Here is a 14,729-nt window from a genome sequence, read left to right as displayed (position 1 = left end):
ACGGAGTTGACCATGAAGACCCATTTGAACCTGCCCCATCCGCACAACCAGCGCCTGCTGAGAGGCCAGACGCCCACCTACGAACGCCTCCAGGCACGCTTCGCCGGTGATCACGCGCAGCGCCACGAAGGCCCGCTGATCCTGCAATGCGGCTGGGGTCGCCTGCTGATCGGTCACACCTTCGCCACCACCGAACAACTGGCCACCGAGCTGCTCAACGAACGGCCCGGCGAGCGCGATATCGCCCTCTACGTCGCCGCCCCCCAGCAAGTGCTGGCGCAGGCGCCGCAGCAACTGTTCCTCGACCCCTCCGACGCCCTGCGCCTGTGGTTCACCGACTACCGGCCGGCGCGCCGGCCGTTCCGCGGCTTCCGTATCCGCCGCGTGCACAGCGACGACGACTGGACGGCGATCAACCGCCTGTACCTGGCGCGCGGCATGCTCCCGGTGGACCCTGCCCAGGTCACCCCGCGCCATCAGGGCGGGCCGGCCTACTGGCTGGCCGAGGACGACGAAACCGGCACGGTGATCGGCACCGTCATGGGCATCAACCACACCAAGGCCTTCCGCGACCCCGAAGGCGGCTCCAGCCTCTGGTGCCTGGCGGTGGACCCGCAGTCCAGCCGTCCGGGCGTGGGCGAAGCCCTGGTCCGCCACCTGATCGAGCATTTCATGAGCCGGGGCCTGGCCTATCTGGACCTGTCGGTGCTGCACAGCAACCAGCAGGCCAAATCGCTCTACCGCAAGCTGCGCTTCCGTGAGCTGCCGACCTTCGCCATCAAGTGCAAGAACGGCATCAACCAGTCGCTGTTCCTCGGCCCCGGCCCGGAAGAGGGCCTGAACCCCTACGCCCGGATCATCGTCGACGAGGCCCATCGGCGCGGCATCGACGTACAGGTACAGGATGCCGAGGCCGGGCTGTTCATCCTCACCCAGGGAGGCCGGCGCATTCGCTGCCGCGAGTCGCTGTGCGACCTGACCAGCGCGGTGAGCATGAGCCTGTGCCAGGACAAGACCCTCACCCACCGCGCCCTCGACCGCGTCGGCCTGCGTCAGCCGCAGCAGCGCCTGGCGGGCAGCGCGAAGGACAACGCCCGCTTCCTCGCCGAGCACGGCTCGCTGGTGGTCAAGCCGGTGGACGGCGAACAGGGCCAGGGCGTCGCCGTGGACCTGCGCAGCACCGGCGAGGTGGAGAGTGCCATCGCCCAGGCCAGGCAGTTCGACACCCGCGTGATCCTGGAGAGCTACCACGCCGGCCAGGACCTGCGCATCGTGGTGATCGGCTATGAAGTGGTGGCCGCCGCGATCCGCCGCCCCGCCGAAATCATCGGCGATGGTCGGCACAGCATCCGCCGCCTGATCGAAGCCCAGAGCCGGCGCCGGCAGGCCGCTACCGGCGGCGAAAGCCGCATCCCGCTGGACAGCGAGACCGAGCGCACCCTGGCCGCCGCCGGCTTCGGCTATGACGACGTGCTACCCAGCGGCCAGCGCCTGGCCGTGCGCCGCACCGCCAACCTGCATACCGGCGGCACCCTGGAGGACGTCACCGAGCGCCTGCATCCGAAACTGGCAGAGGCCGCGATCCGCGCCGCGCGCGCGCTGGAAATCCCGGTCACCGGCCTCGACCTGCTGGTGCGCGACGCCGACCAGCCGGACTACGTGATCATCGAAGCCAACGAACGGCCCGGGCTGGCCAACCATGAACCGCAACCCACCGCCGAGCGCTTCGTCGACCTGCTGTTCCCGCTGAGTCGCGAGCTGCTCAACCGCGAATCCCCCCCTGGCATGGAGGCTTCCGCATGACGTCACTGCCACAACCCGACCTGAACTACCTGCAGCGCGTGCTGCTGGAAATGCTCGCCATCCCCAGCCCTACCGGCTTCACCGACACCATAGTGCGCTATGTCGCCGAACGGCTGGAGGAGATCGGGGTGCCCTTCGAGATGACCCGCCGAGGGACCATTCGCGCCACCCTCTCCGGGCGGCGCAACAGCCCGGACCGCGCGGTTTCGGCGCACCTGGACACCATCGGCGCCATCGTCCGCGAGATCAAGCCCAACGGCCGCCTGGCGCTGGCGCCGGTGGGCTGCTGGTCGAGCCGCTTCGCCGAGGGCAGCCGGGTCACGGTGTTCTGCGAAAACGGCGTGCTGCGCGGCAGCGTGCTGCCGCTGCTGGCTTCCGGCCATGCCTTCAACACGGCGGTGGACAGCCTGCCGATCAGTTGGGATCACGTCGAACTGCGGCTGGACACCTACACGGTCAGCCGCGCCGACAGCGAGACCCTGGGCGTGGCCATCGGCGATTTCGTCGCCTTCGATCCCTTGCCGGAGTTCACCGAGAGCGGCCACATCAGCGCCCGCCACCTCGACGACAAGGCCGGGGTCGCCGCGCTCCTGGCGGCCCTGAAGGCCATCCGCGAAAGCGGTCAGCAACCGCCGATCGACTGCCACCCGCTGTTCACCATCACCGAGGAGATCGGCTCCGGCGCGGCAGGTGCATTGCCGTGGGACGTCAGCGAGTTCGTCGGCATCGACATCGCCCCGGTGGCCGAGGGGCAGAACTCCAGCGAACACGCGGTGAGCGTGGCCCTGCAGGACTCCGGCGGGCCTTACGACTACCACCTGTCACGGCACCTGTTGCGGCTGAGCGAGCGCCACGAGATCGCCGTGCGCCGCGACCTGTTCCGCTACTACCACAGCGATGCGCAGTCGGCGATCACCGCCGGCCACGATATCCGCACCGCGCTGCTGGCCTTCGGCTGCGACGCCACCCACGGCTACGAGCGCACCCATATCGACAGCCTCGCCGCGCTATCGCGCCTGCTCACCGCCTACCTGCTCAGCCCGCCGGTGTTCGACAGCGACGCCGAGCCGAGCGAAGGCGCCCTGGAGCGCTTCAGCAAGCAACTGGAGCATCCGGTACACATGGAAAGCACCACCCATGTGCAGCCGGTGGATGAGCTCATCGACAGCGGCGACAACGCCGATAAAGACAAGAACTGAAGCTGCACTCGCCGCAGCGCGGGACTACAATCCCGCGCTGCGATTGCGAGTGCCCTGCCATGCTGATTCCCTTTGACCTGATCGAAGCCGACACCCTGAACAACCTGCTGGAAGACTTCGTCACCCGCGAAGGCACCGACAATGGCGACGACACGCCGCTGGACGTACGCGTGGAGCGCGCGCGGCATGCCCTCAAGCGCGGCGAGGCGGTGATCGTCTTCGATCCGGAAAGCCAGCAGTGCCAGCTGATGCTGAAAAGCGAAGTGCCGAGGGAGTGGCTGGAGGACTGAGACAGGTGGTGAACCTGTAGGGCGAATAACGCGAAGCGTTATCCGCCGTCTGGTTCGGAGCTTCTGCGCCGCTTCGGCGTGTGCTGGAGCATTTGGTTTCGCCCCCTCGGGCGAGTTACTTTCTCAAACTACGGATGGCCGCCCCACAGAAAGTAACCAAAGGTCTTGCCCCATCATCCGGGTCCCGCTTCGCGGGACTCCCCTCGCTCCATCGGAGTTTCAGGGGCACGAACTAGGCGTCCCCCTTGACGGGCCATCCCTGGCCCAACGACGCTCTCGCGGCATCCATGCCGCTCAACCCCTGAAACTCCGCTTCCGCTCGGCCTCCTGAAGGGGCGCTCCGGTGCGTGCGGATGCTTCTCTGGAAACCCTCAAGAGCTAAAGCCAGAGCGAAGGGGCTTTCGTAGGAGCGGACCTTGTCCGCGAAATCCTTCGCGGCGGAACTTACGTGGACAGGAAAACACAGGCATTTGTCGCCAACCTGCAGGAGCACGGAACTCAGGGCGCGAATCTAGGCCCGAACAGCACCACGCTGGCACCAATCACGCAGAGCGCCACGCCCACCCAGTCGCTCCACAGCGGGCGGCTCTTCTCCACGAAAGCCAGCCAGAACAGCGACGCGGCAACGTAGATGCCGCCGTACGCGGCATAAGCGCGCCCGGCGTAGCTGGCCTCGACGCGGGTGAGCAGCAGGGCGAACACCGTCAGGCTGAGCAGACCGGGAATTATCCACAGGGCGCTCTTGTCCAGGCGCAGCCAGAGGTAGAAGGCATAGCAGCCGCCAATCTCGCAGAAGGCCGCGAGGACGAACCAGAGGTGATTGATCATGGGAGGCTCTTCTTGTGACGGGAAACCTGCCGCTCAGCCGCGCAGGCCGCCCTCGCGTTCCCAGGCGCAGCGCACTTTCAGTTCGCCTTCGCGCGGGCTGTGGAAGCCGTTCTCGGACTCCCAGCGGAAGGTGTGGCTGCCATTGACTTCGGTTTCCAGGTGAACCACCGCGCTGGCCCAGTAGAGACGGCGCAACAGGGCCTCGAACTGCTCGACCCAGAGCTTCCACTCGTACTCGATGGTCTGGTAGCTGGCGCCGAAATGGATCACCTGGGACTGGTAGAGACCGGCGCCCTCGGTTTCGCAGCGGCTGAACATCTCGCGGCCAAGGAAGGGCCAGGCCTCCCCCATCGGCAGGCTGTCGAGCACCTTGCGGTTGGCGGCACGGCGCAGGCGGCGCTCCATCGAGTCGCCGGGCCAGTCGCGGATGCAACCATAGACGATGGATTCGGACTGCAAGCGGGTTCTTCCTTCAATGACACCGGTGCCTTCTAACACAGGCCCGCCGACACGCAAAGCGCGAATCCGCGTCGATGCGCAGTGGCCCGGAAAAGCAAAAGCCCCGCGAAATGTGCGGGGCTTTCACCGGGGTCCAACGTTCTTCAGCCAGGCAGGCCGGTGACTAAAGCTAACCCTTTGCACCGGCCTGGGCAAGCCCTGTCTTTCACTGCACCGAAAGAGGGCAAATGACTGGCTCGGAACCTGCTTTACGAGAACAAGGCGAGGACAACTGAGAAAGCGGAGGGTCAATAAGCATTTCTCTCCGCTTATCTATGCAGTCATACCGACGCGCAGCAGATCGTAATCAGGTTCTCAAGCGGGCGTACGGCGCTTGGCCTGCATCTTCTCCGCCATCTTCGCCATCTCGTCGTAGATCACCTGCGGGTTCTGCTGCTTGATCTGCCAGGCCATGCGGCCCTGTTCGTGGGGCAGGATCATGAAGACATCGCGGGCCACTTCCTGGTGGATGTAGTCGGCGATGTCGGTGGCGCTGATCGGCGAGCTTTCCAGCAGCTTGCCGACCTGGTTCTTCATGTCCGGGCTGGGGCCACGGAAGGAATCCAGCAGGTTGGTCTGGAAGAACGACGGACAGACCACGTGGACCTTCACGTCCACCAGGCTCAGTTCGGCCAGCAGGCTTTCCGAGAGCGCCACCACGCCGGCTTTCGCCACGTTGTAGTTGCTCATCGCCGGGCCCTGCATCAGCGCGGCCATGGAGGCGATGTTGATGATCCGCCCCTTGCTCTGCTCCAGCAGCGGCAGGAAGGCCTTGCAGCCCTTGACCACGCCCATCAGGTTGATCGAGATCTGCCAGTCCCAGTCCTCCAGCGACAGCTCGCTGAAGAAGCCGCCCGAGGCGACGCCGGCGTTATTGACGATGATGTCGATGCCGCCGAGCTTTTCTTCGCACGCCTGCGCCAATTGGGTCAGTTGGCTGTAGTCGCGTACGTCGCAGCGTTGGGTGAAGCCGTCGCCGCCGACCGCGCGCACCCGCTTGAGGGTTTCCGCCAGGCCCGCTTCGTTGACGTCGGCCAGGGCCAGTTTCCAGCCCTCGCGGGCCCAGCGCAGGGCGATTTCGCGACCGAGGCCGGAACCGGCGCCGGTGATCATGATGCGGTTTTGCATAGGGAGGTTTGCCTGCTCTTGTTCGGGGAGTTGTTCGGGACAGTGAGCCAAAGTGTAACCAAGGCCCGCCGGCCCGGCGGCGACATCAGGGCGCTGAATGCCCCCGGCAAACCGCCGCCACAGGCCCCCGGATCAAGCGCTCAACCGATCAGCAAGGCGCAGAGTTTGCCCAGCACCAGGGCAACCCCGGCGCAAATCAGCAGGTAGGCGGCGCAGTTGACGCTCTCGTGCTTGAGCTGCGCGAAACGCTGCACGCGATAGCGCAGCAGGAACACACCGAGGGCAAGGGGAATGGAGGGTCCGAGAAAGGCGAACTGCCAGAAACGCTCGGGTTCACTGACCGGGTCCAGCACAACGGCATCCGCCAGCGGCAGCAGCCCCACGCCACACTGGACGACCAACCAGAGCGCTCCCAGTGCGATCAGCACAATACCCGGCATCCTTTCGACTCCACGACGGCAAAGGACCGGTATGTTAGTACGCCATCATTGTCAGGGCTGTGCGATGAATCACCCTGCTACATCATGGACACGGCGGACCGCCTGGAACACCGGGCGATCCGACGCAACTCATATATGTCCGAGCAGAACAAGCACCAGCAGGACGACGAGCACCACGCCAATGGCGCCCGAGGGGCCGTAGCCCCAGCTACGTGAGTGGGGGAAGACCGGCAGGCCACCGATCAGCAGCAGTATCAGAATGATCAACAGAATGGTCCCGAGTCCCATATCGTCTCTCCTCTTGGCTTGACGAGGGGCGATGGCTCGCAGTGAGGCATTCGGCCAGCGCTTGTAATCTGGGACTTGGGCGTCCGCCGGAAAATTCAAAGATTCGGTGCAGCCGGCTCAACCGAGGCTGCGCGGCAACGAGCCCTTGCGCAGGCGCAGGAACATCAGCGCGGCGGTACGCGCATCGCCGATGGCAGTGTGGCGGCCCTCCACCGGGATATCCAGGGTGCGCGCAAGGGTGTCGAAGCGCAGGTCCAGGTGCAGGTCGTGGAAGCGCCGGCTCATCTTGCGGTGGTACAGCTCGGAAACCTCCACCCGCGGATTGTCCAGGCGCGCGCCCAGTTGCTCGCGCAGGTGCCGGCGCAGCACGGCGACATCGAAGGACAGGTAATAGCCGAGCAACGGACGATCACCGACGAACGCCTGCACCCGGCGCAGCGCCTCGGCCAACGGCAGTTGCCCTTCGAGGTCGGTACGGCGCAGCTTGTGGATGCGAATGGATTCGCCGGTCAGGCTCGGCGGCGGCTCCACCAGCAGCTCCAGGCGTTCGCCGAGGATCAGCTTGCCGCGGCGGATCCGCACCGCACCGATGCTGAGGATATCCGCCTTGCGCGGATCTAGGCTGGTGGTCTCCAGGTCCAGCGACACCAGCTCCTCGGCATCCGCCGGATCGTGGCGCCACCAGTACAGGCGCCGGCGCCAGGTGGACCAGCGCCGATCGGGAAGGCTTACGCAGGCGTTCATCGGGTCTCCAGGTGGAACTGCCGGATCAGGCTCTGCTTGAATTTCTTCACCACATGCAAACCGTAGCGCAGCAGGTCGCGCTCGTGGCGGCTCAAGCGCGAAACGTCGAGTCCCTGCACCCGGCCGTCACGCTCGCCATCCAGTTGCTGGCGCAGACGAAGTTGCAGGAACAGTTCGAAGGACTCCACGAGGTTGTCCGCCAGGGACTCGTCCAGCACGCCGAGCGCCTTGAGCGCGGCGAGCCGGCCCAGGGTTCCGCGCTCCTCCAGCCCTTCGCGCAGGGCCAGTGCGCGGATGCCATGGACGATGGGGAAGATGCCGCCGCGCTTGATATCCAGGTGCGCGTCATGGGTCTTGAGCTGACCGAGGAAGGTCAGCGGCGTGTCGAACTGCAGGGCCGGCAGCGCCAGGTCGCTGAGCCAGCGGCTGTCGTCGCCGGCCAGGGCGTTGAGGCTTTCGCGCAGGCTTTCGAACAGTTGCCGGTTGCCGGCCACCGGCCAGGCATCGGCAAGAATCGACAGGCGCATCAGCTGCTCCGGACGCCCCTGCAGCGGCAGCTCGCGCAATTCCCGCTGCCAGGCGGCGAGCGGCTTGCACCACTCCGGCCGGCAGGCCATCACGCCACCGGGGCACGGCGGATAACCGAAGTCCAGCAAGGCTGCGGAGAAGCGCTGCATCAGCAACAGGCCCTGTTCCAGCGGCAGGTCGTCGGCGAGGATCAGGGCGTTGTCCTGGTCGGTCTTGAGCAACTGTTCGGCACGGCCCTCGCTGCCCATCACCATCAGGCAGCACTTTCCCCGCAGCGCCGGAGGGATCTGCAGTTCGAACAGGCGCTCCAACAGCTGCTCGTTGAGCGCGCTGACCAGCTGCATGATGAAGCGCAGGCGGATGCCATTGCCGGCCAGGGTGGCGATCAGGGTGTGCAGGGTTTCCGCCGCCGCTTGCAGTTCCGCCTCGCTTTCGGCGCGGGCGATACGCAGCGCCAGCACATGGGAGTGGGTGGAGAACAGGCTGAGCACCTGGGTCAGGTGCAGCAATCCGACCACCCTGCCCTCCTCGCACACTGCCACCCGCTCGATGCGCTGGCGGGTCATCAGTATCATCGCGTCGAACAGGAAGTCGCCAAGCTCGACACTGGCCAGCGGCCGGTGCGCCAGTGGGCCGATGGGCTCTGCTTCGCTGCGGCCATCACGGAAGTGCGCGACCATCAGGTCGGTGCGGGTAACGATGCCCAGCGCGCCGTTCTCGCGCACCAGCAGCGCGTCGGCGCCGCGACTGAGCTGCAGGCGCGCGGCGTCGCCCAGGGGCAGCGCCGGCTCCACCTCGATGGCCGGCAGCAAGTGCTCGCGGGCGATGCGGGTGAGGATGAATTCGGCGAGGTTCTGTCCGTCGCGACGCTCCAGCTGGCGCTTGCTCGCGAGGTCGGCGCGGAAGAAGCGGGCGAACTCGGGATTGCCGGCACACAGCTGATGGAACACCTCCGCCGGCAGCTCATAGACGATGCTCTCCTCCACCGCCTGGTAGCGGTGCTTGCTGCTGCCGGAGAGCAGCCCGCGCACGTCGAACAGGTCCTCGGCGGCGTACTGGGCGAACAGCTTGCCGTCCTCGCCGCGCTCCTCGATCACCCCCTTGAGCAGGATGAACAGGCAGGGCACCGGCGCCCCCGCTTCCAGCAGCACTTCGTCAATCGTGTAGTACCCCACGCTCAGCGCATCGAGCAGTTGCTCGCGCTCCTGCGGGCGCAACTGGTCGAAGGGCGGCGAGGCGAAATTGAAATCGTCGGACATCCGTAATCCATCCCTTTCAAAAAGCAGGGCCGGAGGTGTTTCCACCCCCGGCCCCGGCAGGTCAGCTCAGGCGATCAGTGGGCGACTGCGCCACTGGCACCCAGGCCGGTCTGGGAGCGGATGAACTGCGGGAAGAAGCGCGCGCGCTCTTCGTCGGCCGCAGTGGACTTGTCGGTGATGGAGAAGAACCAGATACCGACGAACGCCACGGCCATGGAGAACAGCGCCGGGTATTCGAACGGATAGATGGGCTTCTCGTGGCCGAGGATCTGCACCCAGATGGTCGGGCCGAGGATCATCAGCACCACCGCGGTAATCAAGCCCATCCAGCCGCCGATCTTGGCGCCGCGGGTGGTCAGCTTCTTCCAGTACATGGAGAGCAGCAGCACCGGGAAGTTGCAGCTGGCGGCGATGGAGAAGGCCAGGCCGACCATGAAGGCGATGTTCTGCTTCTCGAACAGGATGCCGAGGATGATCGCGACCACGCCGAGGCAGACGGTGGTGATCTTCGATACGCGCAGTTCATCCTTCTCGTTGGCCTTGCCGCCCTTGAGCACGCTGGCGTACAGGTCGTGGGACACGGCCGAGGCACCGGCCAGGGTCAGGCCGGCTACCACCGCGAGGATGGTGGCGAAGGCCACGGCGGAGATGAAGCCCAGGAACAGGCTGCCGCCCACGGCGTTGGCCAGGTGCACGGCGGCCATGTTGTTACCGCCCAGCAGGGCACCGGTGGCGTCCTTGAAGTCCGGGTTGGTGCTGACCAGCAGGATCGCGCCGAAGCCGATGATGAAGGTCAGGATATAGAAGTAGCCGATGAAGCCGGTGGCGAAGAACACGCTCTTGCGGGCTTCCTTGGCGTCACTGACGGTGAAGAAGCGCATCAGGATGTGCGGCAGGCCGGCGGTGCCGAACATCAGCGCGAAGCCCAGGGAGAACGCCGAGATCGGGTCCTTCACCAGGCCGCCCGGGCTCATGATGGACTCGCCCTTCGGATGGACCTTGATGGCTTCGGAGAACAGGGTGCTGATGTCGAAGTTGACGTGCTTGAGCACCATGATCGCCATGAAGGAGGCGCCCGAGAGCAGCAGCACGGCCTTGATGATCTGCACCCAGGTGGTGGCGAGCATGCCGCCGAACAGCACGTACATGACCATCAGGATGCCGACCAGGACCACCGCGACGTGGTAGTTCAGGCCGAACAGCAGCTCGATCAGCTTGCCGGCGCCGACCATCTGCGCGATCAGGTAGAAGGCCACGACCACCAGCGAACCGCAGGCGGACAGGGTGCGGATGTCCTTCTGCTTGAGGCGGTAGGACGCCACGTCGGCGAAGGTGTACTTGCCCAGGTTGCGCAGGCGCTCGGCGATCAGGAAGAGGATGATCGGCCAGCCGACCAGGAAGCCGATGGAGTAGATCAGGCCGTCATAGCCCGAGGTGAACACCAGCGCGGAAATGCCGAGGAAGGACGCGGCGGACATGTAGTCGCCGGCGATGGCCAGACCGTTCTGCAGACCGGTGATGCTGCCGCCGGCGGTATAGAAGTCGGCGGCGGACTTGCTGCGCTTGGAGGCCCAGTAGGTGATGCACAGGGTCAGGCCTACGAAGGCGACGAACATGACGATGGCGGAGACGTTCAGCGGCTGGCGCTGCACCTCGCCGGTGAGGGCGTCAGCCCAGAGTGCGGGAGCGAAGGCGGCCAGAGCGAGGGCCGCGGCGATTCGGCCTTTCATTGCTGGGCCTCCTTGAGGATTTCCTGGTTCAAACGGTCGAATTCACCGTTGGCGCGGCGCACATAGATGCCGGTGAGCACGAAGGCCGAGAGGATCAGCCCGACGCCCATGGGGATGCCCCAGGTGACGGACGAATCGGCGCTGATCTTCGTGCCGAGCAGCTGCGGCTGGAAGGCGATCAGCAGGATGAAGACCACGTACAGGCCCAACATGACCAGGGAGAGCAGCCAGGCGAATCGCTCGCGCTTGGCCACCAATTCTTTGAAGCGCGGATTGGTATCAATCCGCTGGTAGATGCTGTCGTTCATTTTGTTCTTGTCCTCACAGCGGGGATGACGCGGATGTCGTCGATCTCCACTTTAGGACTCCGGTGCAAGCGCTCCAGACGACTTTAGTCGTAGCGGGGGTCGCAGCCTTCCCGAGATTTTTGCGAACAAGCCCGGAATAGACGCGGCGCAATGAAAAAATCCCCCGCGAAGACTTGGCTTCGCGAGGGATTTCCCTGTATCCGGCGGGTCGCGATCTAAGCGCTTACAGCCACTCTTTCACGCGGTCCGGATGCGCTTCCACCCACTTCTTGGCGGCCACGTCCGGCTTCTCGCCGTTCTGCACGGCGAGCATGACTTCGCCGATTTCCTGGCCGTCCTTCCACTGGAATTTCTTCAGGAAGGCCCAGACTTCCGGCGCCTTCTTCTCCAGCGCCGGGTTGGCGACGCTGTCGACGTGCTCTTCTTCGCCATAGACCTTCTTCGGGTCTTCGAGGAACTTCAGCTTCCACTTGGCGAACATCCAGTGCGGAATCCAGCCGGTCACCGCCACGGCCTTCTTGTCGTTCTCCGCGCGGGTCAGCTCGGCGATCATGCCGCTGCCGGAGCTGGCCACCAGTTTGTAGTCCAGGCCGTAGTCCTTGATCGCCTGGTCGGTCTTGAGCATGACCCCGGCGCCGGCGTCGATGCCGACGATACGGCCGTCGAAATCGGCCTTCTGCGCCTTGAGGTCCTCGATGCTGTTGGCTTTCACGTACTCGGGCACGATCAGGCCGATCTTCGCTCCCGGGTAGTTCACACCCAGGTTGACCACCTTGTCCTTCATCTTGTCGTAGTAGGCGCCGTGGGTGACCGGCAGCCAGGCCGAGAGCATGGCATCGAGCTTGCCGCGCGCCACACCCTGCCACATGATCCCGGCCGCGACCGGCATCAGCTTGACCTGGTAGCCGAGCTTCTCGCGCATGATCTCGGCGGCCACGTGCGTGGTGGCCACGCTGTCCGACCAGCCATCCACGTAACCCAGAGTGACTTCCGGCTTGGCCGCCGCGCCGGCCAGGCCCGCAGCCGCCGACAGCACCAGCCCTGCGCCCAGGCCCATCAGGCGTCGCATCATTCGCATGGTTTTCTCCCCGTAATTTTTTTCCGAGCGTCCGGGCGAACCCGGCGCAATTCGCGGTCTTGGCCGCCCCTACATCATCTGCCGGGCCGCCGCGGGGGCTGCTCTGAGAACGACACGCAACGATCCGATCCACGACAGAAACCGTCCGTCCACGACCCGGCCATTCCATCCGCGACGAAGGTGGCGGCCTATCGCCTCCATACAGAGGCTCGATTACCCGCCGAGGTTCCTCCGGGATAGTCTTTTCTCAACGGAGAATAATTCTCAACTTTGAGAAGCCGCCATGCTCAAGACCGTCACCTTCACCCTGATGCACTTCACCATCGCCTTCAGCGTGGCCTATGCCTTGACCGGCAGTCTCACGGTAGGCGGCCTGCTGGCGATCATCGAGCCGCTGTGCAATGCCGTGGGCTTCCACTTCCATGAGAAGCTCTGGAAGCGCCTGGAGCACGGCCAGCCGGGCGATGCCGTGCCGGCGCACAATGGGTTGCACCGCCACGCCTGAGTGCTCGCCGGGGACGCTGACGCCAGTCGGCGGCGTTGCTAAGATGCGCGCCTCGCCACGGCTTGCGTGCCTCCGCCTCCATGCCCCAGTCTCCGCGCTTCCCGCTCCTGACCTATTGCCTCGCCCTGCTGATCGCCGTCGTCGCCCTGTGCGGGCTCTGGTACGGCCTGGGCAAACCGGTGAACCTGCCCGACGCGGCGACGCCTACGCACAAGCTGCAGTGCGCGTCCTACAGCCCGTTCGCCAAGGACCAGTCGCCCTTCGACCAGCCCTTCGTCCTCCGCCCGGAGCAGATGGACACCGACCTGGCGCTGCTGGCGACACGCTTCCAGTGCGTGCGCACCTACTCGATGACCGGCCTGGAAGGCATTCCGGCGCTGGCGCGCCAGCACGGCCTGAAGCTGATGCTCGGCGCCTGGGTGAATGCCAACCCGGTGGACACCGAGCGTGAAGTCGAGGCGCTGATCAAGGCCGCCAACGAGTACCCGGACGTGGTCCAGGCGGTGATCGTCGGCAACGAGACCCTGCTGCGCAAGGAAGTCACCGCCACCTACCTCGCCGGACTGATCCGCCAAGTGAAGTCACAGGTGCGCCAGCCGGTGACCTACGCCGATGTCTGGGAGTTCTGGCACCGCCACCCGGAAATCGCCCCGGCGGTGGACTTCGTCACCATCCACCTGCTGCCCTACTGGGAAGACAATCCCAGCGGCATCGACGACGCCCTCGCCCATGTGGCGAAGATCCGCGAAGACTTCGGCCGCGAGTTCGCGCCCAAGGACATCCTGATCGGCGAGACCGGCTGGCCCAGCGAAGGCCGCCAGCGCGAAACCGCCCTGCCCAGCCGGGTCAATGAGGCGCGCTTCATCCGCGGCTTCGTGCACATGGCCGAGGAGCGCGGCTGGCACTACAACCTGATCGAGGCATTCGACCAACCCTGGAAGCGCCAGAGCGAAGGCGCGGTGGGCGGCTACTGGGGCCTGTTCAGCGCCGACCGCGAGGAGAAAGGCGTGCTCGCCGGGCCCGTCAGCAATCTGCCGGGCTGGTCGGCGTGGCTGGGCCTGTCCGGCTTGATCCTCGCCGGCGGCCTGCTGCTGGGTGGGCGTCCGGCCTCGTCCCGCGCGGCGCTGCTCCTGCCTCTGGGCGCCGCACTGGGTGGCGCCTGCGTCGGGTTGTGGACGGAGCTGGCGGTGGTGACCAGCCGCTCCTGGGACGAATGGCTGTGGGCGGCATTCCTGATCGGGCTGAACCTGCTGGTGCTGGCGCACCTCAGCCTGACCCTGTCAGCACGCCAGGGCTGGCGCGCTAGGGCCTTCGACTGGCTGGAGAAACGCGCAGGACTCTGGCTGGCGGCGGCCGGCTTCGCCGGTGCGGTGCTGATGCTGGGCCTGGTGTTCGACGCCCGCTATCGCAGCTTCCCCAGCGTCGCCTTGCTGTTCCCGGCGCTGGTCTACCTGTGCCGGCCGGTAAATGCACCGCGCCGCGAAAGCCTGCTGCTGATCCTGTTCATCGCCTTCGGCCTGCCGGCGCAACTGCTGCTGGAAGGCCTGAGCAACCAGCAGGCGCTGGGTTGGGCGGCGGTCAGCCTGGTGCTGCTCGGAGCGCTCTGGCGCGGTCTGCAGCAGCCCCTGCCGCTGGCGAGCGGCGTGCCGGCAAGCGCCAGTTGAATCAGGACCGCCGCGCGCGCACCAGGCGCAGCCCGGCGAGCACCACGGCGAACACCGCCAGGCCGGCGTTGTACAGCACCAGCGCCGGCAGCGCGGCGAACAGCCCCAGCGCCGCCAGCCACCATCCGCTACGGCCGGGGACCAGGAAAGCCAGCGCCGACAGGCCCAGCGCCAATGTGCCGAATACGCCGAAATGAATCAGCAGGCCCAGCTGTGAGCGCGCAACGCACTCCCAGCGGCCGGCCGACTCGGCACACAGCCCGACCCAGCGGCTATCCTCCATCAGCCCGAAACGCACGCCATAGCTGGCGGCCAGCCACAGCGACAGGACAAGCAACAGCAGGATGACGGGCAATCGACGGGGCATGGCGCCTCTCCGGGGTGAAAACGGCGCCCAGCATAACCAGCACAATGGCCGATGCAAGAGGCGCTGCGTCTA

Annotated in this window: 16 protein-coding genes; 5 read left to right on the top strand and 11 right to left on the bottom strand. The window is 65.9% G+C overall.

What is annotated here, in order from left to right:
• Positions 1–12: 12 nt before the first annotated feature.
• From ngg to ACAW63_RS12985, 3 genes are read left to right on the top strand one after another with little or no spacing between them, the layout of a single operon-like run.
• The gene (gene ngg, locus ACAW63_RS12995) at positions 13–1,803 is read left to right on the top strand and encodes an N-acetylglutaminylglutamine synthetase (protein ID WP_371234144.1); all 1,791 of its coding nucleotides are present in this window, start codon (positions 13–15) and stop codon (positions 1,801–1,803) included.
• On the top strand, positions 1,800–3,002 hold the full coding sequence (locus ACAW63_RS12990; RefSeq protein WP_371234142.1) for an osmoprotectant NAGGN system M42 family peptidase: 1,203 nt from the start codon (positions 1,800–1,802) through the stop codon (positions 3,000–3,002). The genes ngg and ACAW63_RS12990 overlap by 4 nt, the downstream gene beginning before the upstream one ends.
• Positions 3,003–3,061: 59 nt before the next feature.
• Positions 3,062–3,292, top strand: coding sequence for a YheU family protein (locus tag ACAW63_RS12985; protein ID WP_205336877.1), 231 nt, complete (start codon positions 3,062–3,064; stop codon positions 3,290–3,292).
• A gap of 498 nt (positions 3,293–3,790) precedes the next feature.
• On the opposite strand, the gene ACAW63_RS12980 is transcribed toward ACAW63_RS12985, so the two are convergent.
• The 10 genes from ACAW63_RS12980 to ACAW63_RS12935 form a co-directional block, all read right to left on the bottom strand.
• Entirely contained in the window at positions 3,791–4,120 is a 330-nt protein-coding gene (locus ACAW63_RS12980; protein ID WP_371234140.1) for a YnfA family protein, read from the bottom strand.
• Between the two features lie 33 nt (positions 4,121–4,153).
• Positions 4,154–4,579: a hypothetical protein gene (locus ACAW63_RS12975; RefSeq protein WP_015478190.1), complete on the bottom strand. Its 426-nt coding sequence runs from the start codon at positions 4,577–4,579 to the stop codon at positions 4,154–4,156.
• Positions 4,580–4,933: 354 nt separating this feature from the next.
• Entirely contained in the window at positions 4,934–5,746 is an 813-nt protein-coding gene (locus tag ACAW63_RS12970; protein ID WP_371234138.1) for an SDR family oxidoreductase, read from the bottom strand.
• A 140-nt stretch (positions 5,747–5,886) separates the two neighbouring features.
• Entirely contained in the window at positions 5,887–6,186 is a 300-nt protein-coding gene (locus ACAW63_RS12965; protein ID WP_371234137.1) for a hypothetical protein, read from the bottom strand.
• 129 nt (positions 6,187–6,315) lie between these two features.
• A complete protein-coding gene (locus tag ACAW63_RS12960) occupies positions 6,316–6,474 on the bottom strand; it encodes a DUF3309 family protein (protein WP_275608082.1) in 159 nt (52 codons plus the stop codon).
• 117 nt (positions 6,475–6,591) lie between these two features.
• Complete coding sequence (locus tag ACAW63_RS12955) at positions 6,592–7,218, bottom strand: 3'-5' exonuclease (protein ID WP_371234136.1); 627 nt, start codon at positions 7,216–7,218, stop codon at positions 6,592–6,594.
• Complete coding sequence (locus tag ACAW63_RS12950) at positions 7,215–9,005, bottom strand: DUF294 nucleotidyltransferase-like domain-containing protein (protein WP_371234134.1); 1,791 nt, start codon at positions 9,003–9,005, stop codon at positions 7,215–7,217. Before ACAW63_RS12950 ends, ACAW63_RS12955 begins: the two co-directional genes overlap by 4 nt.
• A gap of 74 nt (positions 9,006–9,079) precedes the next feature.
• A complete protein-coding gene (locus ACAW63_RS12945; protein ID WP_371234133.1) occupies positions 9,080–10,735 on the bottom strand; it encodes a cation acetate symporter in 1,656 nt (551 codons plus the stop codon).
• Positions 10,732–11,043 (bottom strand): DUF485 domain-containing protein, encoded by a 312-nt coding sequence (locus tag ACAW63_RS12940; RefSeq protein WP_371234131.1) that lies wholly within the window; start codon positions 11,041–11,043, stop codon positions 10,732–10,734. Before ACAW63_RS12940 ends, ACAW63_RS12945 begins: the two co-directional genes overlap by 4 nt.
• 223 nt (positions 11,044–11,266) lie before the next feature.
• On the bottom strand, positions 11,267–12,121 hold the full coding sequence (locus ACAW63_RS12935) for a glycine betaine ABC transporter substrate-binding protein (protein WP_275608087.1): 855 nt from the start codon (positions 12,119–12,121) through the stop codon (positions 11,267–11,269).
• 283 nt (positions 12,122–12,404) lie between these two features.
• On the opposite strand from ACAW63_RS12935, the gene ACAW63_RS12930 reads away from it, so the two are divergent.
• Positions 12,405–12,626, top strand: a complete 222-nt coding sequence (locus tag ACAW63_RS12930; protein WP_371234129.1) for a DUF2061 domain-containing protein — start codon at positions 12,405–12,407, stop codon at positions 12,624–12,626.
• An 80-nt stretch (positions 12,627–12,706) separates the two neighbouring features.
• A complete protein-coding gene (locus tag ACAW63_RS12925) occupies positions 12,707–14,290 on the top strand; it encodes a glycosyl hydrolase family 17 protein (RefSeq protein ID WP_371234128.1) in 1,584 nt (527 codons plus the stop codon).
• A gap of 1 nt (position 14,291) precedes the next feature.
• Here ACAW63_RS12925 and ACAW63_RS12920 read toward each other — a convergent pair whose 3' ends face one another.
• Positions 14,292–14,657 (bottom strand): hypothetical protein, encoded by a 366-nt coding sequence (locus ACAW63_RS12920; RefSeq protein ID WP_371234127.1) that lies wholly within the window; start codon positions 14,655–14,657, stop codon positions 14,292–14,294.
• Positions 14,658–14,729: the final 72 nt, after the last annotated feature.

The organism is Pseudomonas sp. QE6, assembly GCF_041379005.1.
Lineage (GTDB): Bacteria > Pseudomonadota > Gammaproteobacteria > Pseudomonadales > Pseudomonadaceae > Pseudomonas.
Note: the sequence above shows the minus strand (reverse complement) of the source record. Positions and strands in the feature narration are given on the sequence as shown.

Bases quoted from the DNA above. Each gene is read 5' to 3' on its own strand.
- ACAW63_RS12985 (WP_205336877.1), top strand. From the start codon at position 3,062: ATGCTGATTCCCTTTGACCTGATCGAAGCCGACACCCTGAACAACCTG.
- ACAW63_RS12950 (WP_371234134.1), bottom strand. From the start codon at position 9,005: ATGTCCGACGATTTCAATTTCGCCTCGCCGCCCTTCGACCAGTTGCGC.
- ACAW63_RS12965 (WP_371234137.1), bottom strand. From the start codon at position 6,186: ATGCCGGGTATTGTGCTGATCGCACTGGGAGCGCTCTGGTTGGTCGTC.
- ACAW63_RS12980 (WP_371234140.1), bottom strand. From the start codon at position 4,120: ATGATCAATCACCTCTGGTTCGTCCTCGCGGCCTTCTGCGAGATTGGC.
- ACAW63_RS12940 (WP_371234131.1), bottom strand. From the start codon at position 11,043: ATGAACGACAGCATCTACCAGCGGATTGATACCAATCCGCGCTTCAAA.
- ACAW63_RS12970 (WP_371234138.1), bottom strand. From the start codon at position 5,746: ATGCAAAACCGCATCATGATCACCGGCGCCGGTTCCGGCCTCGGTCGC.
- ACAW63_RS12990 (WP_371234142.1), top strand. From the start codon at position 1,800: ATGACGTCACTGCCACAACCCGACCTGAACTACCTGCAGCGCGTGCTG.
- ACAW63_RS12925 (WP_371234128.1), top strand. From the start codon at position 12,707: ATGCCCCAGTCTCCGCGCTTCCCGCTCCTGACCTATTGCCTCGCCCTG.
- ACAW63_RS12960 (WP_275608082.1), bottom strand. From the start codon at position 6,474: ATGGGACTCGGGACCATTCTGTTGATCATTCTGATACTGCTGCTGATC.
- ACAW63_RS12920 (WP_371234127.1), bottom strand. From the start codon at position 14,657: ATGCCCCGTCGATTGCCCGTCATCCTGCTGTTGCTTGTCCTGTCGCTG.
- ACAW63_RS12935 (WP_275608087.1), bottom strand. From the start codon at position 12,121: ATGCGAATGATGCGACGCCTGATGGGCCTGGGCGCAGGGCTGGTGCTG.
- ACAW63_RS12930 (WP_371234129.1), top strand. From the start codon at position 12,405: ATGCTCAAGACCGTCACCTTCACCCTGATGCACTTCACCATCGCCTTC.
- ACAW63_RS12945 (WP_371234133.1), bottom strand. From the start codon at position 10,735: ATGAAAGGCCGAATCGCCGCGGCCCTCGCTCTGGCCGCCTTCGCTCCC.
- ngg (WP_371234144.1), top strand. From the start codon at position 13: ATGAAGACCCATTTGAACCTGCCCCATCCGCACAACCAGCGCCTGCTG.
- ACAW63_RS12955 (WP_371234136.1), bottom strand. From the start codon at position 7,218: ATGAACGCCTGCGTAAGCCTTCCCGATCGGCGCTGGTCCACCTGGCGC.